This is a genomic window from Saccharothrix texasensis, from assembly GCF_003752005.1.
GTDB classification, from domain to species: domain Bacteria; phylum Actinomycetota; class Actinomycetes; order Mycobacteriales; family Pseudonocardiaceae; genus Actinosynnema; species Actinosynnema texasense.
On sequence record NZ_RJKM01000001.1, the window covers coordinates 386,892 to 404,108 of the forward strand.

The 17,217-nt window shown below is 70.8% G+C and carries 18 protein-coding genes; 7 read left to right on the forward strand and 11 right to left on the reverse strand.

Going from position 1 to position 17,217, the window contains the following annotated elements; translation table 11 throughout:
- Positions 1 to 10: 10 nt before the first annotated feature.
- Positions 11 to 139, forward strand: coding sequence for a hypothetical protein (locus tag EDD40_RS44200; protein WP_281277735.1), 129 nt, complete (start codon positions 11 to 13; stop codon positions 137 to 139).
- Between the two features lie 325 nt (positions 140 to 464).
- On the opposite strand, the gene EDD40_RS01505 is transcribed toward EDD40_RS44200, so the two are convergent.
- From EDD40_RS01505 to EDD40_RS01515, 3 genes are all read right to left on the reverse strand, one after another.
- Positions 465 to 1,202 carry a DUF6544 family protein gene (locus EDD40_RS01505; RefSeq protein WP_123741294.1) on the reverse strand — a complete coding sequence of 246 codons (738 nt, stop codon included), beginning with the start codon at positions 1,200 to 1,202 and terminating at the stop codon, positions 465 to 467.
- Positions 1,203 to 1,290: 88 nt separating this feature from the next.
- The gene (locus EDD40_RS01510; RefSeq protein ID WP_123741295.1) at positions 1,291 to 1,806 is read right to left on the reverse strand and encodes a globin family protein; all 516 of its coding nucleotides are present in this window, start codon (positions 1,804 to 1,806) and stop codon (positions 1,291 to 1,293) included.
- Positions 1,807 to 1,953: 147 nt separating this feature from the next.
- Positions 1,954 to 2,544, reverse strand: coding sequence for a DoxX family membrane protein (locus EDD40_RS01515; protein ID WP_123741296.1), 591 nt, complete (start codon positions 2,542 to 2,544; stop codon positions 1,954 to 1,956).
- A gap of 148 nt (positions 2,545 to 2,692) precedes the next feature.
- On the opposite strand from EDD40_RS01515, the gene EDD40_RS01520 reads away from it, so the two are divergent.
- From EDD40_RS01520 to EDD40_RS01535, 3 genes are all read left to right on the forward strand, one after another.
- The gene (locus EDD40_RS01520) at positions 2,693 to 2,947 is read left to right on the forward strand and encodes a hypothetical protein (RefSeq protein ID WP_211348048.1); all 255 of its coding nucleotides are present in this window, start codon (positions 2,693 to 2,695) and stop codon (positions 2,945 to 2,947) included.
- Between the two features lie 894 nt (positions 2,948 to 3,841).
- Positions 3,842 to 4,309 (forward strand): calcium-binding protein, encoded by a 468-nt coding sequence (locus EDD40_RS01530; RefSeq protein ID WP_123741298.1) that lies wholly within the window; start codon positions 3,842 to 3,844, stop codon positions 4,307 to 4,309.
- A 494-nt stretch (positions 4,310 to 4,803) separates the two neighbouring features.
- Positions 4,804 to 5,466 carry an AfsR/SARP family transcriptional regulator gene (locus EDD40_RS01535; protein ID WP_211348049.1) on the forward strand — a complete coding sequence of 221 codons (663 nt, stop codon included), beginning with the start codon at positions 4,804 to 4,806 and terminating at the stop codon, positions 5,464 to 5,466.
- 8 nt (positions 5,467 to 5,474) lie between these two features.
- Here EDD40_RS01535 and EDD40_RS01540 read toward each other — a convergent pair whose 3' ends face one another.
- From EDD40_RS01540 to EDD40_RS44705, 3 genes are all read right to left on the reverse strand, one after another.
- Positions 5,475 to 6,221, reverse strand: a complete 747-nt coding sequence (locus EDD40_RS01540) for a GAF and ANTAR domain-containing protein (protein WP_123741300.1) — start codon at positions 6,219 to 6,221, stop codon at positions 5,475 to 5,477.
- Positions 6,222 to 6,274: 53 nt separating this feature from the next.
- Positions 6,275 to 7,000: a GAF and ANTAR domain-containing protein gene (locus EDD40_RS01545; RefSeq protein ID WP_123741301.1), complete on the reverse strand. Its 726-nt coding sequence runs from the start codon at positions 6,998 to 7,000 to the stop codon at positions 6,275 to 6,277.
- A 564-nt stretch (positions 7,001 to 7,564) separates the two neighbouring features.
- Entirely contained in the window at positions 7,565 to 7,663 is a 99-nt protein-coding gene (locus EDD40_RS44705) for a DUF5994 family protein (protein WP_425471122.1), read from the reverse strand.
- Positions 7,664 to 8,063: 400 nt separating this feature from the next.
- Here EDD40_RS44705 and EDD40_RS41315 point away from each other — a divergent pair, with 400 nt between their 5' ends.
- The gene (locus EDD40_RS41315; RefSeq protein ID WP_170184906.1) at positions 8,064 to 8,495 is read left to right on the forward strand and encodes an STAS domain-containing protein; all 432 of its coding nucleotides are present in this window, start codon (positions 8,064 to 8,066) and stop codon (positions 8,493 to 8,495) included.
- Here EDD40_RS41315 and EDD40_RS01555 read toward each other — a convergent pair.
- Positions 8,463 to 8,693, reverse strand: coding sequence for an RGCVC family protein (locus tag EDD40_RS01555; protein WP_123741303.1), 231 nt, complete (start codon positions 8,691 to 8,693; stop codon positions 8,463 to 8,465). The two genes, EDD40_RS41315 and EDD40_RS01555, sit on opposite strands and share 33 nt — an antisense overlap.
- Before the next feature lie 350 nt (positions 8,694 to 9,043).
- The gene (locus EDD40_RS01560) at positions 9,044 to 9,445 is read right to left on the reverse strand and encodes a hypothetical protein (protein WP_123741304.1); all 402 of its coding nucleotides are present in this window, start codon (positions 9,443 to 9,445) and stop codon (positions 9,044 to 9,046) included.
- 691 nt (positions 9,446 to 10,136) lie between these two features.
- On the opposite strand from EDD40_RS01560, the gene EDD40_RS01565 reads away from it, so the two are divergent.
- Positions 10,137 to 11,189, forward strand: a complete 1,053-nt coding sequence (locus EDD40_RS01565; protein WP_123747667.1) for a fatty acid desaturase family protein — start codon at positions 10,137 to 10,139, stop codon at positions 11,187 to 11,189.
- Between the two features lie 93 nt (positions 11,190 to 11,282).
- On the opposite strand, the gene EDD40_RS01570 is transcribed toward EDD40_RS01565, so the two are convergent.
- Positions 11,283 to 12,617: a hypothetical protein gene (locus tag EDD40_RS01570; RefSeq protein ID WP_148088655.1), complete on the reverse strand. Its 1,335-nt coding sequence runs from the start codon at positions 12,615 to 12,617 to the stop codon at positions 11,283 to 11,285.
- Between the two features lie 773 nt (positions 12,618 to 13,390).
- Here EDD40_RS01570 and EDD40_RS01575 point away from each other — a divergent pair.
- Positions 13,391 to 14,119, forward strand: a complete 729-nt coding sequence (locus EDD40_RS01575) for a calcium-binding protein (RefSeq protein ID WP_170184907.1) — start codon at positions 13,391 to 13,393, stop codon at positions 14,117 to 14,119.
- Positions 14,120 to 14,622: 503 nt separating this feature from the next.
- Here the strand turns inward: EDD40_RS01575 and EDD40_RS01580 are convergent.
- Together EDD40_RS01580 and EDD40_RS01585 are read right to left on the reverse strand one after the other, a co-directional pair.
- Positions 14,623 to 15,072, reverse strand: a complete 450-nt coding sequence (locus EDD40_RS01580; protein WP_123741307.1) for a hypothetical protein — start codon at positions 15,070 to 15,072, stop codon at positions 14,623 to 14,625.
- Positions 15,073 to 15,128: 56 nt separating this feature from the next.
- On the reverse strand, positions 15,129 to 16,943 hold the full coding sequence (locus EDD40_RS01585; protein WP_170184908.1) for a tachylectin-related carbohydrate-binding protein: 1,815 nt from the start codon (positions 16,941 to 16,943) through the stop codon (positions 15,129 to 15,131).
- Positions 16,944 to 17,217 lie beyond the last annotated feature (274 nt).

Consider the following 17,217-nt stretch of genomic DNA (forward strand, 5'->3'; position numbering starts at 1 on the left):
CGCCCCGGTTGTGGACGGACTCGCAGGCGGTGGGCGGGTCGACGTCGTGGAGGCCGGGGAGGCGCCGGACGTGCTGCCCGAGGACGTCGCCGAGGTCAAGGTGGGCCGGTTGCCGGGCTCGGCCGCCAAGGCGACGTGACGTGCTTGGTCGTGCGGGGTCACCCGGCCCCGACGACTGGCATCGCGGCAGACCACCGGCGGCACCGCTACGAGCGGTGAACGGTCGGTGGTCTTGCCGCGTGCGGGCTTCCTGCATGTGGTCCGGGTGCGGCACCTCGACCTTCAGGCCTTCGTGCACAGGCAAACCGTCCCAACCCCTCGCGCCCGCGTCGACAACCTCGACGAGGTCATGGTGACCGACGTGGGCACGGTCGCCCGCACGCACACGAGGCCAGTGGCTGACGGACGCACTCCGCCTGGAGCGGTCCGGGGCCGTGCCGCCCGTCCGATCGGCGGCCGGTGTGTCACTCGGGCACTGTGCTGTAGGTGATGTCGGCGTTCGTGTAGTCGAACTGGGCGTACGCGAACGGTCCGTCGGGCAGGTGCCAGACCGCTGTGCCGCGCCGGGGGCGCATGCGGCCCGCGACCAGGCACCAGCCGTCGACCGGGGTGGACCAGCGGGTCCTGACCAGACCCTCGGGCAGGTCGGCCCAGCGGTCCTCGGTGCTGAACTCGCGCGGTGCGCCCCGGTCGTCCACGGTGACGTGCGCGGTGACCGTGTTGTCGTGGTCGGTCACCGTGAGGCCGAAGGTGTGCTCGTCGATCGCGGTCCACTCGACAGGCAGGCGCAGCAGCATCGACGGCGCCAGCAGGACGGCGTCGTCGAGGAACGTCACCAGCTCTCCGAGGTCGAACTCACGGCCCTCGCCGTCGGCGACCGGGAACAGGCCCAGGGCGGTGGCGCGCATCCGACCGTGCCCGTTCTTGTAGAGGTCCTCCGCCCGCACCGGGACGACGTGGGCGAGCTTGAGGCGCATGCGGAAGTCGCGGGCCAGGCCGGTGGCGTTGTTGCGCTGCTCGCTGGTGCAGGCGATCCAGTCCCGGTTCGGGCGCGTGCGGAAGAAGCCGTGCGTGGTGGCGTGGAACGACACGTCGGCCGGACGTCCCAGCACTCGGGTGAACCTCAGGTAGCGCTGCGCCGGCTCCGGCAGGTCGGCGATGTCGTCCGCGGTGACCGGGCCGGCGTGAATCGTGCTCGTCATGAGTGGCACCTCCACCTCCGAGCCTGCTCGCCCCGCTGTCCGGGCCGCAGAGCCGAAGGCAATCGTCGGGAAGGGACTTCCGGCCGCGTCAGGCCGGTGAGCCGTTCGCGCTGTCGACCACGCCCGGCCGAACACCTCGTAGTGGACGCGGTCGGCCGGCACACCCGGCGCAGCAGACCGTTGCGCACGTGGCGCGTGAACGGCAGCGGGCCGCACACGTGGGCGGCAGGTCCTCGGGCAGCGGCACGGCGCCGACGTCGATCAGGCCAGGCCGCCCACCGTCGCCGTCCTCGTACCAGGTGAGCACATCGGCAGCGGCCCGCAGGGCGTGCCGGTCGGAGGGGCGCTCGGCGTGCGCCACCACCCGTCGGGTGGGGTCGGTGCGGGCGATGTGGTCGAGCAGGTGCTCGGCGAAGGCCACCACGGCGGAAGCCAGCGCGACGTGCTGCTGCCCGCCGGCCTGGTTGCTCTGGTTGAACAGGTCGAGCAACTCGGGGTGGGCGGCGAACATCGACGGGTGGAACACGTCGGTGATCTCGACGGCGTGGTCGCGCACGACGGGCAGCGTCGCGTGCACCACCTCGGCGAAAGCAGCGGACAGCACAGGACGTGTCCTCGGCGGGGTTCTCATCGAACTGAAGGAGTGGTGCGGGGGCGCGGTCCGGCAACGCATCGGTCACGACCACGACATCGCGTCACGCGGACGCGTCGGAGCGGGTGGACCAACGAGGTCCGCCCGCTCCTGCGTGCGTCACCGCAGCCAGGCGTGGTCGCGGATCACCGGCAGGGTCGCCCACCGGCGGCCGAGGCCCCAGGTGGCGCCCGCGCCGGTCAGGGCGACGGCGATCAGGGCGGCGGCGTAGATGATGTGGTAGTCGACGATCGGGTTGGTGGACATGCTGGGTTCTCCGGCCGAGGTGAACTGGGCCAGTGGCCATTCGGCGGCCCACATGAGCAGCATCACGAGGGTTCCGGCGATGGCGGCGGGGCGGAGGCCGATGCCGGCGATGACGGCGATGCCGATGGCGAGCAGACCGAGCATGAACAGCCAGTCGGCCCACCAGGCGCCGGCCATGGCGTGGAAGGTGGACTCGAAGGGGCCGACCGCGACCCGGCTGAGGAAGCCCTTGGTGGGCGAGCCGCCGTTGATCCAGGCGTTGGCGGCCTTGGTGGCGTAGCCGAGGCCGAAGGCCTTGTCGAGGAACGCCCACAGGAACACGAACCCAGTCGTGATCCGCAGGACCGCGAGCGCGATCGCACCGGCATCGGCGCGGACCGCCGTTGTGGCGGCCGCACGGGCCGTGGCCCTTGTCCTGGCACCGGAGTGGCTGACCGTTGTCATGGCTTCTCTCCTCTTGATCTCGTCTTCGACATGAGCTTCGCGCCGGCGGCGGCTGCGCGACGCGGGCGAAGGTCCCTGATCGACGGGGACGTCCGGCACCACGTGCGACTCCTGGCCGTCCCGGGTCGACGTCCGGCGCCACCAAGGCGTGCAGCAGCTCGACGAGCTGGACCACGAGGGCGATCGACACGGCGACGAGCACGATCTCGCTGACGAGTGGTCGGTCATGTCCGACGAGGAGTCGCCGGCGCACCTGCCGCGGATCGCCGCGACGGCCAGTCAGGTGGAGGCCGGGCTGCGGGAGCGCGTGCTCGAACTGCGCGCCCGTGGCATCACGTGGGTACGGGTCGGTGAGGCGCTGGGCATGACCCGCCAGTCCGCGTGGGAGCGCTTCAAGGGATGACGACGTTCTGGCAAGGTGATCACGTGACGACTGCCGGGGTGACCTCGGTCTGGCGCAACAGGGATTGCCGGCTGGTCTGGACCGGCCAAACTCGAACCCACTCCCGAAGCTTCGGGGTCGTCCCACAGGTCCGTCATTCCGAACCTGTTGCGGACGCTCCACTCGCTGGGCGCCGAGGACCAGGTCCGGTCGTTGTCCGTCCGACTCGCCGCCGGATTGGACTTCGGGCACCGCGGAACGGTGGCGGACATCGCGAAGGCGATGCGCGAGACGGGAAACCAGGAGGAGGCGACTCTCCTGGCGACACGTGCGGCGGACTCCGGCGAGTGGTCGTTGTACAGGGAGTTGGAACCCCGGCTCGCTGAGGTTTCCCCTTCGGACGTGACACCGACGGCGTGACGCCGACACCGCTGTGGGGTTGGGGCGACCTGACCTGAAGGGCCGACATCCGACCAGGACCAGCGGTGTGCCGAGACACGCTGGAGGTTCCGAAGCAGGCGGCAACCCGGACGAGCGTTCAGATGATCCGTGAGCTCTTTCCATCGTGGTTGACGGCGGCTTTCGAGGTGGTGCCAGGACGAGGGTGGCCGCGACGATCGCGGTCGCCCGGTGTGGGCAGCAGCGCAACTCGGCTGCGGGCATCGGCGGCGCGGGCGGCCCGACGGCGGGAGTTGATCCTGCTGATCGACCGCGGTCACGCGGAAACACTCAGGGCCTGGGCGCGCAGCCACGCCGCCGCGTGCCGGGGTCCGACCGGAGCGCGGCGCGGATGCCCTGCGCGCCGAACGGGTCGAAGTGTCGACTCCTCCGGCATCGCGACGGCGTCACGCGCCGGTAACGCCTCGTGGAACACGCTGTGGTCATCCGAATTCCATAGACGACGCGGAGGACGACATGCGAACTCGACAGCTGTACCCGATCCTGGCAGCAGGCGCTTTGGTCCTGGGCGGTTTCGCGGGGGCCGGCGTCGCCTCGGCGGCGGTCCCGTGCACCATCGGTCCCAACGTGACGCAGAACGACACCACCGTGTTCGGTTCCAGCGGGAACGACACGATCGACTGCACCAGCGCCAACCCCGGCAAGACCATTTACGGCAACGGAGGCAACGACACCCTCACCGGCACCGCCTACATCGACAAGATCTACGGCGGCGACGGCGACGACACCCTCACCGGCCAGGTCGGGAACGACATGCTCTACGGGGACCTCGGCACGGACACGCTGAACGGTTCCGCGGGCAACGACACGCTCAGCGGTCCGGGCACCGATGCCGCTCAGGACACCCTCAACGGCGGTGACAACACCGATTCCTGCGGACCCGTCGGAGTGCCGCCGGACCTCCGCAGCAGCTGCGAGTCGTAGCGCTCGGGCGCCTCCGAGATGACCCGCGACCACGATCGACCATCGACGACCCGGCCCTGGAAGGGACCGGGTCGTTGCTCGTGTCGTCCGAGGGTTCCGGGAACGAACCCCCGAACGGGTGGTTTGAGGGACGGGACAACCTGTCTCACGCATGACGGATTCGAGCGGTGGCAAGGGTTTTCCCTGCGAGTGGGACCGCTCGCCGTGCCCACGCTGTAACCTGGTAGGCAGGAGCAGGACGTCAGTCGACGGTTCCACCGCAGCCGGCTCCGACTCGGTCGCGAGCGCGCGGGCTCCGCGCACACCGTGCAAGTCACAGCGGGAAGGTCTTCCGTGATCGTTCTTCCGGACCTGTTCGGCGCAACCTCGACACCGGGCTCATGACCTCACTCGCAGCGCCGGGAGCGCGCTTGGCGCCCCAGGGGCACCAAGCGGGTTTGCGGATAGCGCTCCTTGACGGATTCCGGCTCATCGGGGGAGCCGAGGCCATTCCGGTGCCGGGCGGGGCCGAGCGCCTGCTGGCGTTCATGGCCATGCGCCGGCGGGCGGTGGGGCGACTGTCCGTGGCGAGCTCACTGTGGGCGGACGCCACCGAAGGCCACGCCTACGCGGCCCTGCGGTCGACGTTGATCCGCATGAACCGCGCCTGCCGGGACACGCTGCTGGTCACCCCGTCGAGCTTGGAGCTCGCGCCCGGTGTCTCGGTCGACCTGCGCGAAGCCCAGGCGCTCGCCCATCGCCTGCTCGAAGCCGGTCCGCACGACGCGGGGGACCTGAGCGTCGAGTCGGTCGCCACCCTGTCGTCGGAACTGCTGCCGCTCTGGTACGACGACTGGCTCGCCTTCGAGGTCGAGGACTGGCGTCAGCTCCGGCTCCACGCGTTGGAGGCGGTGGTGGACGGCCTGGTGCAGGCGAGGCGGTTCGGTGACGCCACGGCGGCCGCGGGTGTGGTCGTGCGTGCCGACCCGTTGCGGGAGAGCGCGCAGACCGCCCTCATCCGCGTCCACCTGGCCGAGGGCAACCAGTCGGAGGCGGTGCACGCGTTCGACCGGTTCAGCCGCCTCCTCCACGTGGACCTGGGGCTGGAGCCCACCCCGCAGCTCCGAGACCTGGTCGGACGCCACGTGAGGTCACAGCGCGGCGGGCTTCACCGGTAGGCGTCCGGTCAGCGTCGGAGCGTCTTGGTGTGGACGGACGTCCTGAGGAGCTCCGGGGTGTCGATGTCGCCGACGATCACGTCGTGAGCGACGCTGCTCAGTTTGATGTTGTGTCCACGGGCGTAGCCGCGCAGCGCGGTGAACGCGGTGTCCATGTCGACCTGGAGGCGTTCGGCGACCAGGCCCTTGGCCTGTTCGACGACCACCCGGCTGTTCAGCGCGGCTTGGAGCTGTTCGGTCAGCACCTGGTGGTGGTGGATGGAGCGTTGTTGCAGCAGGCCGATGGTGGCGACATCGACCAGCGCGGTCGCCGTGCGCAACGCGGCGGCGTCCAGCTCGCCGGGCTGGTTGCGGAAGAGGTTGAGCGCGCCGATCACCTCGCTGCGCAGGCGCATGGGCACCGCGTCCACGGCGGCGAACCCCGCCTCGGCGGCCACTGCCGTGAACCTCGGCCACCGCTCACCCGCTTTCGCCAGGTCGGGGTGGCTGACCCTGGTTCCGGCGGCGAAGGCGTCCAGGCACGGCCCGTCGTCGTTCTGGAGCTGGAACAACTCCAGCAGCCGCGCCTGTTCGTTGGACGAGGCGATCAGGTGCAACCTGCCCCGTTGGTCGGCCAGCAGCAGCCCCGCGGCGTCGACGTCGAGGAGTTCGACGCACCGATCCACGAGCATGTGCAGGAAGTCGATGACGTCGAAGTCGTCGACCAGGGTGTCGGCCAACTCGACGAACGTGTCGACGAGACGTTCACCGTCCATCGCAGCCACCTCCGCTGGTGCGCTCTCAGAGCGCGGTCGTGTTACGTGCGTGTTCACGGTTGTCCTTCGTCACGGTCGAATCGCCGTCGGCGGGCTACGACATCGGCCGCCAGCCCGCTCAGCGGCACCTGCTCGGCGAACGCCCGGGCGCGCAGGTGGGCGAACGCGTCGGCCATCCCCAGGTCCAGTTGCGCCGCGACCATCCCGGTGGCCTGGTGCACGTGGGGGTTGTGCAGGGGGAGGCCGTCCTCGGTGACGTCCGCCGAGTTCAGGTCGGCCTGCTCGTCCAGCAGCAGCCGCAGGGCCAGTTCCGCGAACGCCAACGAGTCGGTGAGCGTCGTGGCGTCGAGGTGTCCCACGTCGAGCCGGTACAGCGACAGCACCCCGACCCGGATCGCGCCGACGCACAGCGGCAGCGCGAACAGCGAAGCCGCTCCGGCTTCGACGGCCAGCGGCGCGAACATCGGCCACCGGGCCTGGCTGGACGGGGCGTCGAGGTCGGCGACGAGCGCCGGTCCGCCCCCGCGCCAGACGTCCACGGCCGGTCCTTCGCCCACCGTCACCTGCAACTCGGTCAGCCGTTCACCCAGCGCGTCCGTGGCGCACCTGACCTCCGGCCAGCCGGAGGTGTCCACGGTGAGCACAGCGCCGCTGACACCCAACCGCGCGACGGCGGCCTGGCAGAGGGCTCCGACCGAGACGGGCGTGCCCAGGTCGGCGGCCTTCTCCGCGATCCAGCGACTCACCTGCGCCAACCGACTGGTGGTGTACCGGGCCATCCGGAGACCTCCCAGTCGTCTGGTCGCAGAATGCGACCCGAACCTCCCACACCGTGGAACACGATCGCCCCACGATACGCGTCCCGACCCCGCAGCCCGCCCACCGGAGCCAGGGGCTGCGACTCTCACCCGAACGCGCGCCGAAGTCGGGGTGACCCGCGCCGACGGCCGGAGAACTCGATCACCGTCGAGCGCGAGGGGCCGCCGACGGGGGCTCACGTTCCACCCGGACCCACCTGCGCCGCAGCGGCTCGCGCGACACGATGCGCGCCGCTCGGCGGATCGGGTACCGCTGCCGGGATGACGTGCCGTCCGCTCTGACGCGGTGGAGGCGGTCACGGCACGGCCTTGTCCTCGCGAGGCGCACTTCCCGTCGACAGCCGCGCGCCGCCACGAGGTCGTGCACGTCACCGTCGACCTCCGCGCATTCGACCGTCCACCCTCCGGCCCGCGCGGCGCCACCCGGCGTGGGCGGCCGGATCACCGGCAGCCGGTCCGGGCGCGGTCAGGTCCGAATCACGGTGACCCGTGTGCGCTTGGCATCCCCACGCGGCATGACGGTGATCAGCGGGGAAACTCGGTCGCCGGGTCGGAGCACCGCGGCCACCAGCCACCGTCGAAGGGCCCCGACTCGTCGCCGTGCGGTTTCACCGCCCACCGCACCGAGGCCCCGCGGCCGGTTTGGTGGTGGGCGACCTGACCGGTTCGAGGTCGACCCGGCGTTCCGCCTCCGGCCGGACCGGCCGGAAACGTGGTGCAGCCGAGGTGGTGCCGGCTCGAACACCGACGCTCGATGCGCCCTCGGCACTTCCCCCATTACGCGGGCCGATGTCGAGAGGTTATTCGCCGAAGTCTTCGGTCGACGCTGTGGAAATCGTCCGGAGTGCTCGAGAAATGTTCGGACCAGGTTTGGAATCGGCTTGTGCGGGGATCGCGCCGGACGATAAGCTCGATTTCTGGAACTCGCCAGCCCGCCCGGACCCCGCGGACGCCACGCTCCGACGAGGAGACCCTCGTGTGTGCCCACGTCCGAAGTGCCGCTCGACCGCAGTCACCGGCGGCCGTGGTCCCGCCGCCCGACGAACTCCTCGCGGTCGCGGTGCGTCCGCTGTCGGCCCTCACCGTGTTGTGCGCGGTGTCCGGTGAAGTGGACTTCTCCACCGCGCCCCACCTGCGTGACCGCCTCCTGGGGCAGATCAGCTCCGCCGGTCCGGACCTGGCGGTCGACCTCAGCGGGGTGCGCTTCCTCGGCGCGGCCGGTCTCACCGTCCTGGTGGAGGTCAGGGCCGCGGCCTTGGCCTCCGGGGTGGGGCTGCACGTCGTGGCCCGGACCCGCCCGGTGCTGCGGCCGCTGGCCGTCACCGGACTGGACTTCGAGTTCGGGGTGCTCACCCGAGTCGACGACGTGCCGGTTCGGGGTCACCGATCAGGGGTCCTCGCGGGCCGGCGGCGAGCGCCGGCGTCAGGCCCGGTCGCCGGTGTTCCCCCGGCCTGACTTGCCGTAGGTCGCGCCGCTCGACTCGGCGGAGCACAGGCAACCCCGGTGCAGTCCGGCCGCCCGAGTCGCGGCGCAGAACCGCTGTGCGAGGGCGTCGTGGGCGTCCGCCGGGTGCGGGCACGCGGGGCAGGACGGCTCAGCCCGCTCCGCGGAGTCGGGGGCCAGGGGGCTGATCAGCACGTGGGTCGTCGGCATCGGTCCGTCCTTCGGGTGGTCGAGGCGTGGTGTCCGATGCGCTGCCGTCGTGGACGTCGAGTCGCGGGCGGGAGGATTCCCCGGCTCGTCTCCGGGAACGCGTCGAACGAGATCGACTTCGCCGGGGGCCGGGGCGACACTTCCAGGGTACTCCGAATACGTCGAGCGGTCGTCGCCGCACGTCATTCCCGTCATCTTCCTCGGTGGCGGCCACCGCCCGCCGGCCCGGCCACGGCGGTGTCGCGGCCGTGGCGAGTCGCTTCAGTGCAAGATCATTCGGGAACACGGCGCCGGGGGCCGTCGGGGGTGCTCGACACCCCGACGGCCCCCGGCGAGCCGGCGCCGGGCGGCTATGCCTGCGCGCAGGCGACGAGCACGGCGACGGTCGCGCCGGCGGAGGTGGCGTAGGCGGCGGCGCTGGCCGCCGCGGCGGTCGCGGCGGCGGCGCTGAACGTGGCGAGGTTGGCGGCGGCCGCGTTGATGGCGGCGGGAGTCCCGGTGAGGACGCCTTCCGCGAACGCCTTGGCCGCCGCTGCTGCTGCGGCGGAGTCGGCGACGTTGGCCGCGGCCGCGGTGGCCGCGTTGGCGCTGTCGACGGCGGCGGCGATGGCGGTGGCACAACCGGCCGGAGGCGCGGCCACCGCCACCCGGTCGGCTGCGGGAACGGGCGCGGCGGCGTTGACCGGCGTCACGACCAGTGCGGCGAGAGCGCCGGCGGTCAAGATCGAGGCTGTGATGCGTCGAACGTTCATGGGGTGACTCCTGTTACGGGGGGAAGTGAGCCTCGGCATGTCCGAAGAATCGTCCGGATCGCGAGAGCAAAGTCGAAAGAGAAGATCGGCTCATGTGTCAAGCATGCACCCGGCGGATACCGAAAATCGGTGATGTGCTCTTTCGTGTATGAATTCGACGTATCCGGTCATCGACTCTTCAATTCGATCTCGAACCGCCGCGGTGGAACGCTCGACGTGCGCGTCGTCCGATCGGCGATCGGCGTCCCCGGTTGCGGGGACGAGCGGCCGGTGCGACCGTAGAGGTCCATCGCGGTGACGCCCCTGTGGTTCAACGGCGTCGCCCGCAGTGGGAGATGCCGCCCCGGACCCCGGCGGCCTGTGGTCACACCAGGCGCGATCGGGAGGTCTGCGGTGAACGGACTGGCATGTGCCGTGTGGCACACGGAGACGATCACGGGAACCGGCCGGCTGGTTGCCGCGTTGAGCCGATGACGGGCGAGTCCGCTTGCCACGCACCCGTCCACCGAAACCCCTGGGCGTCCAACGGCCCGCACTTCCGTGGGCCTCGTGATCCTCTGCGAACGGGCCACGCCGACCGACCGGCCGATCTGCCGGTCCACCTCCTCCTCCCAGGCCCCACTCCACCCCCAGGTCGCGGACACCGGGGTAGCGGAGCGGACGCGTCCGTCCACCCCGAAAGCAGATGTTCATGACTTCCTCACCCACCGTCGCGGCACGACCTCCCGATGCCCGGCAGGGCAGTGACTTCGCCCGCTTGACGCGGCAGCTCAAGGACGCCGGCCTGCTGGACAGGCGGCGCGGGTACTACGCGGCGAGGATGGCGATCAACGTCCTGCTGCTCGCGGCGGTCGGCACGGCGATGGCGCTGCTGGGCGACTCGTGGTGGCAGGTGCTGACCGCGGTGCTGCTCGCGGTGGTCTCCACCCAGTTCGCCTTCATCGGCCACGACGCCGGGCACCGGCAGATCTTCCGCTCGCACCGCCACAACGACCTCGTGGGTCACCTGCACGGCGGTGTCACCGGGATCAGCTACCAGTGGTGGGTCGGCAAGCACAACCGCCACCACGCCAACCCCAACCACGAGGACCACGACCCCGACATCGAGATCCACGCCATCGCGTTCAGCCGCGAGCAGGCCGGCGACAAGCGCGGCCTGTACCGGTGGATCACCAAGTACCAGGCCTTCCTGTTCTTCCCGCTGCTGCTGGTCGAAGCGGTCGTGCTGCGCATCTCGGGTCTGCAGGCGCTGTGGCACGGCGAGCTCAAGCACCCCTGGCGAGAGGCCGCGCTTCAGCTCCTCCCGGCGGCCGCGTACCTGACCGCGGTGTTCCTGCTGCTGTCCCCGCTGAAGGCGGTCGTGTTCATCGCGGTCCACCAAGGCCTCATGGGCGTCTACCTGGGCTGCTCCTTCGCCCCCAACCACAAGGGGATGCCCATCATCGCCAAGGGGCAGCGCCTGGACCACCTGCGCAAGCAGGTCCTCACCTCGCGCAACGTCACAGGTGGCCGGTGGGTCGACGCACTGCTCGGTGGCCTCAACCACCAGGTGGAGCACCACCTCTACCCGCACATGCCCCGCCCCAACCTCCGCCACGCACAGCCCGTCGTCGAGGATTTCTGCGCCCGCAACGACATCCCCTACAGCAAGGCCGGCCTGCGGTCCTCCTACGCCCAGGTGCTGCGCCACCTGCACGACGCCGGCGCGCCCCTGCGCTCCGGGCGCCGCGCGCCGCTGGGCTAGAGCGGCGGACGGGAACCGCACCAGCGACCACGACGGGGCCGGTGTGCCTGGCGATCGCCAGGCACACCGGCCCCGTGACAGGTCTGCCGCCGATCAGCAGGTGCAGACGCCACCGTTGTTGACGCCGGCCACGCCGTTGGCGCCGACCAGACCGGAAGCGCCACCGGGGTTGGTGATGGTGTTCACTCCGGTGCCGCCGTTGACGGTTCCGGCGTTGCCCGTGCCGGCCGCACCCGCGGCGCCGCCCAGACCGCCCGCGCCGCCGGGAGCGGCGCACCCGGTGCCGCCGTTGCCACCGGCACCGCCGTTGCCACCGCTACCGCCGGTGTTGGTGATGACGTCGTTGTCGGCGTCACCGTTGACGTTCCCGGAGTTGCCGCCGCCGCCGGCGCCACCGGCGCCGCCCACGCCACCCGCTCCACCGGGCTGCGTGGCACTCAGGCCGTTGCCGCCCTTGGCCCCGAGGCCACCGAGGCCACCGAGACCGCCCTTGGTCTTGAGGGTGTCCGCCCCGGCGCCGCCGTTGACGGTCCCCGAGTTGCCGATACCGCCCGCGCCACCGGCGCCACCCACGCCGCCGGCGCCGCCGCCGCTACCGCAGCCGCCGACCCCGCCGGAGGAACCCGCACCGCCGGCACCGCCCGTGGTGGTGAGGTTGTCGATGCCGGTGTCCGTGGTGCCACCGTCGATGGTCCCGGAGTTGCCGACACCGCCGACGCCCGCGGCGCCACCGATACCTCCCGCGCCCGCTCCGCCTGCCGTGGCCCCACCGTTGCCGCCCAGTCCGCCGACGCCGCCGAGGCCGCCCTTGCCGCCGGTCGCGTTGACGGTGTCGCCACCGACCCCGCCGATGACGGACCCGACGTTGGCGGTCCCGCCGACGCCGCCGACACCGCCGTTGCCTCCGGCACCGCCCGCGCCGCTGTTCAGGCCGGTGCCGCCGACCCCGCCCGCGCCGCCGTTGCCGCCGCCACCTCCGGTGACCGTGATCTGGTCGGTGCCGTCACCGCCGTCGACGATGCCGGTGCTGCTGATGCCGACACCACCGCCGGTACCCACGCCGCCGTTGCCACCGGCGGTCCCCGCCGGGGTGCCCGCCGTGCCGTTCGCGCCGGGAGGGCCTGTCGCCCCGTTGAGGCCGGCGGTGCCGGTGATGATGATCGTGTCGTTGCCGCCCAACCCCCTGATCGTGCCCGCGACAGAGCCGCCGGTGATCGTGATGGTGTTGGCGTTGGCGGTGCCGTCGAGGACCTGGCCGGCGGGGACACCCGCCGTGCAGGTCACGTTCTCGCCGGACCGGACGCACCCGGCCGGGTCGGCGGCGTAGGCGGAGCCGGGAGCCACCAGGGCGAATCCCGCCACGGTTCCCAGCCCGATCAGAGCACGTCGGACCCGTGCTGCCGTGGTGCTGCGCCTGGTCGATCGCATGACTTTCTCCGTATCGTGTAGTGGTTCGGTTCTTCCTCGGCGCCTTGATGAGGCACGAGGAGGTCTGTCGTGGCAAGAGCGCAGCTTCTCTGGTTGCTCTTCCGCGACCGGGCCGTTTCCCCGGGTGATCGGTGAGTGTGATCTCGTCGGCGGTCGATACCGCGCATCGGATCTGTCTGCGCTCCCGTGGCAACCCTGTGCCTTATTTTCAATATTTGCAAGTGGAACGGCGGTTCGTCATCCCGTTGCGAGGAACTCCCGGTCACGGAGGAATCGCCTGCCTCGTGCGCGCGCCAGATCGTCGACGCAAGGAGGAGATGCCACGGGAATCGTCGGCGTCGGCGGCCCGATCGACTCCGTCATCAGTGTCGTCAACCGGGGGACACGCCGATCGCGCCGTTTGATCTGAGTCCGATCGGTCTCGATTCGTCGTGTCCGGTGCGGGGTGCGGACCGGACCGGGTCGTCGGTCGAGTGCGCCGTGCGCTCCCGATGAGCCGTCCGGCCGACGTACAAGACGTGCGTCCATTCGGGCGACGCGGCGCCAATTTTGCTGCATCAGGAGTAACGTCCTGTGTCACACCCCAGACCTCGGTGACGTGAAACGGGCCGCCATGAGCGGGTCGCGCCACGAGCCGAGGTTTTTCGCGTGTGGAGGAAGTGGGCGCCGGCAGCCGCGCGGGGCTGTGAGTGCGGTGCGATTCGCGCCAGGTCGGTTTCGCCAGCGCATCACGCTGTGCGAATCATCGCTGACAATATGTCAAGGAAATGGACATGAGAATCCTGCAGAGCCAGATCCGTCGAGGAGTCGTCGCCACACTGGCCGGCGTCCTCGCCGTCCCGTTCTTATGGGCGGCCAGCCCCCTGACCGCCCATGCCGCTGTCAACTGCGTCGTGAGCGCCGGTGTGACCCAGACCGACACCGTCGTCACCGGAACTCCCGGGAACGACACGATCGACTGCGGCGGCACGAACCCCGCCAAGACGATCAACGGCAACGGTGGCAATGACACGATCACCGGTTCGGACTTCAACGACACGATCAACGGTGGCGACGGGAACGACACCCTCACCGGCGGCACCGGCGACGACACCCTCACCGGCGGCCTGGGCATCGACACCATTTCGGGCAGCGCCGGGAACGACACGCTCATCGGCGCGTCCAACGACGGCAGCCAGGACAGCCTCGACGGCGGCCTCGGCACCGACACCTGCCAGGGACCCGCGCCGGACCCCGACATCCACGTGAGCTGCGAGAACACGAGCACCCCGCCGGCATCGGGACCGGGCTCGGGCACGGGTAGCGCGACCGAGTTGTGCGTCGCGACCGGTGGCGTGCTCACCCTCACCGTGAACCCGGTGGGCTACCTCTGCGTGTTCAACCCCCTCGGGTCCACCAACCGGCGGGTTTCCGAGGCCCGCGTCATCTGCGCCGGAGCCGGTGGGATCTTCGTGAACCTGCTCCCCCTGAGCTACTCCTGCCTCCTGCCGACCAGGCCGTGACCACTCGCACCACCGGCTGATCCAGTGGTTCGTCACCCCGCTCCGGCTGGGTGACGAACCACCGGTGCGACCACAGCGGGTTGCGGCCGGGTGTCGACGTGCCGGTCAAGCGCACCAACACCGACCAGTCGCCGTGCCGCCGGTACCACTGGAGGTGCGGGTGCAGGCGTCGCGCGGCCACGCGATGTGGGCCTGGGCCTGTGCGGGTCGGTCCAGAAGGTCGTGTGCTCGTAGGTGTCCAGTGGGACTCGGGCGCCCTCCGCACCACGCCCGCCTTCCGCGAGCACGGTGACCAGTGACTCGGTGTGGCGGTCGGTGAGGCGGCGGTGGCAGGCGGACTTGAAGTCGGCGTGCCGGTCCCACGTTCGGCGACCTCGCCTCCGAACCGCTCGTCCGGGACCTGCTGCGCAGGGCCGCCCCGGGCACGCCCCGGCGGCGCAGGAGTTGGTGCGCGCGCGGCCTGCCGCTCCCGCGGCCGGGGGCGGTGGCAGGGGCGTCGTGGTCTATTGGACCTGGAGAACGGGGCTGTGCAGCTCCGCGTGGTAGCTCGCTTCCCAGACTTGGCCGACGGAGACGTACTCCGCACTTCTGCGCGGGATGGCGCAGGTGGCGGTGGGGGTGGATTTGACGGAGTGCGCGGGGACCAGGAAGTTGCTCCAGACGCCGCCGGCGCAGGTGATCGACGTCCCGCTGCGGGTGTAGTCCACCCAGATCGTGTCGACGGACCAGGCGGCATCGCCGGCGTTGCCGAGGTTGACCGTGAAGTACACCTCGTTGTTGTCGGCCCAGGCGCAGGTCTGCCAGTACCAGTCGGAGTGGCCGGTGACGTAGCTGTAGCCGCTGCAGGCGCTGCCTGCCGCGCCCGGCGGCACCACGACTGCCGCCGACGCCGGTGAGGAGAACGTGATGAGCCCTGCGCTCAGCAGCACCCCGGTCACGATGAGCCTGAACATCTGCCTCGCCCCTGTTCCTCTGCTGTCGGAGGCCACTCGATTCGCGGCTGGTCGTGTCATCGGCGTGCCGTCTGTCCGGTGTACGCGAGCGAAGCGGTGTCGGTCTGCCGAGTGGTGGTGGAGATGAACACGGTGCGGATCGAGCCGTCGGGCGAGCGCCAGGTGAAGATCGGGCTGCCGGTGGACAGGAGCAGGCCGGTGGGGTCGGTGGCGGCGTCTTCGAAGTAGTGCACGGTCCACGGGCCGAAGCCACCGGCCGGTGCGACCTGGCTGGACTGGTGGATGAGGTTGTCGGCGCCGCGCACCGCCAGCTCGACCAGGCCTCCGGCGCGCAGCACGGCGGCGGGTGCGCCCGCCGCGGTCAGGTCGCCGAGGGTCTGCCAGGTGCCGGGGAACACGCCGGCGGTCTCGCGTTGGGTGCGCACCGTTCCGTCGGCGGCGCGGGTGAACACCTGGAGGTCGCCGTTGGCGTGTGCGACGGCCGCGGGTTTGCCGGTCGCGTCGGTGCCGATGGTGCGCCACGCGCCGAGTGCGCTGCCCGAGTACCGGGCGGTCCGCAGCACGCCGTCGCTGAAGCGGGCCACGATGTCCAGCGCGGTTCCGTTGCGCACGAGGGTGAAGTCCGGGGTGAGGCCGCTCCCTCCGAGCTTGCGCCAGGCGGTGTAGGTGTCGTTGGGTGCGAGCTGGGCGCGTCGCCACAGTGCGCCCGAGTCGTCGACCGCGTGGATGGTCAACGTTCCGTTGGCTTCGCCGACCACCGTCGGGTCGCCGGCCATCCACCCGTGGTGCGCCGTGATGTCGGTGACCGCGCCCCAGGACCCGTTCGCGGTGGTCTGCACCTTGCCCCGGTAGTCGGCGTCGTCGTGGCTGTTGGCGAGCGCCTCGATCCTGCCGTCCGCGCGGACGCCGACACCCGGTGCGCCGGTGAACTGGTGGTAGTCGGCGATCACCTGGTACTCGATGATCTCGTAGTCGCCGGCGTTGCGCTGCTTGCCGGCGGTGAGGCCGCCGGCGGAGTTGACGTAGAAGAACGTGACCAGTCCGTCGGTGCCTTGTACCGGCGTCGTGGGCGCGTCGAACCGCTGGGGCACCGCGGGCCGTGACGGCACGGGGTACCCGGAGAGCCGGCAGTTGTCGGTCGCGGCGACGACGTCCAGGTCGCCGTACCAGCCGGAGCCGATGATCTTTCCCTTGCCGCTGTTCGCCCAGGTGGCGGTGTCCTCGTGGTAGCGGTACCAGAGCAGTTCGCCGCCGTTGTCAGCCCGCGAGCCGTAGAGGACGTCGCCGCCGGGGGAGAAGATCCGGTTGAACGTGTTCCAGCCCCACCCGACCTGGGTCCGGTACTGGGTGAACCGCTCGGACGCGGCGTTCCAGCGGAACCGGAACAACCCGCCGTCCGGTGTGCGCGCGTACAGCACGCCGTCGTCGGTGGCGACGATGAGGTTGTACTGGTTCCAGCCGGTGTCCAGGATTTTCGCGGGAGCGAACGCGCCGGTGGCGTGGTCACCCGTCCAGGCGAGGACCTGGAGCTGCCCTTGGGCGTTGACCGAGTACAGCCTGTCCCGTCCGTCGACGGTGACGTGGTTGCGGTACGCGGCCTGCGAGTAGCGGCTCCACCCGTTGCCGACGTCCCTGGACTGCTGCCCGTTCCAGTGGTCCCAGTCGGTGCCGTTCCAGCGGTACCGGAAGAGGTCGCCGGTGGGGCCGTCCAGCCGGTAGATCACCCCGTTCGGGCCCGCCAGCGTGCGGTCGCCGTTCCAGCCCCCCGCGCCGATGGTGCGCCTCGTCCCCCAGCTGGCGACACCGGTTTCCGGTTCGTTGTGCGAGTAGAGGAACATGGTGCCCGCCTGGGTCACGACGTGCACGTTCACCGCGGAATTGCACACGAGCGTGGCAACGGCCTGCGCCGCGGTCGGCGGGATGATCAATCCGGCCGATATGACAGTGCACGACAAAACGATGGCGGACATTCTTTTGCGCAGGCCGGCGCCGACCACTGCCATCTGATCTCCCCCTGGGTCGTGCTCGTCCCTGTGGACGACCATCGACTGTAACCACACGTGCAGGGGCTGTCAGCGTTTTCGGGTGACGCCCGCCGAGTGGCCCTGCGCGTGGTTGCGCTGAGCACGCGTGATCGGCCATACG

Coding starts and splice junctions, on each gene's coding strand:
- EDD40_RS01505 (WP_123741294.1), bottom strand. CDS start 1,202: ATGACGAGCACGATTCACGCCGGCCCGGTCACCGCGGACGACATCGCC.
- EDD40_RS01515 (WP_123741296.1), bottom strand. CDS start 2,544: ATGACAACGGTCAGCCACTCCGGTGCCAGGACAAGGGCCACGGCCCGT.
- EDD40_RS01530 (WP_123741298.1), top strand. CDS start 3,842: ATGCGAACTCGACAGCTGTACCCGATCCTGGCAGCAGGCGCTTTGGTC.
- EDD40_RS01540 (WP_123741300.1), bottom strand. CDS start 6,221: ATGGACGGTGAACGTCTCGTCGACACGTTCGTCGAGTTGGCCGACACC.
- EDD40_RS01545 (WP_123741301.1), bottom strand. CDS start 7,000: ATGGCCCGGTACACCACCAGTCGGTTGGCGCAGGTGAGTCGCTGGATC.
- EDD40_RS01555 (WP_123741303.1), bottom strand. CDS start 8,693: ATGCCGACGACCCACGTGCTGATCAGCCCCCTGGCCCCCGACTCCGCG.
- EDD40_RS01560 (WP_123741304.1), bottom strand. CDS start 9,445: ATGAACGTTCGACGCATCACAGCCTCGATCTTGACCGCCGGCGCTCTC.
- EDD40_RS01565 (WP_123747667.1), top strand. CDS start 10,137: ATGACTTCCTCACCCACCGTCGCGGCACGACCTCCCGATGCCCGGCAG.
- EDD40_RS01570 (WP_148088655.1), bottom strand. CDS start 12,617: ATGCGATCGACCAGGCGCAGCACCACGGCAGCACGGGTCCGACGTGCT.
- EDD40_RS01575 (WP_170184907.1), top strand. CDS start 13,391: ATGAGAATCCTGCAGAGCCAGATCCGTCGAGGAGTCGTCGCCACACTG.
- EDD40_RS01580 (WP_123741307.1), bottom strand. CDS start 15,072: ATGTTCAGGCTCATCGTGACCGGGGTGCTGCTGAGCGCAGGGCTCATC.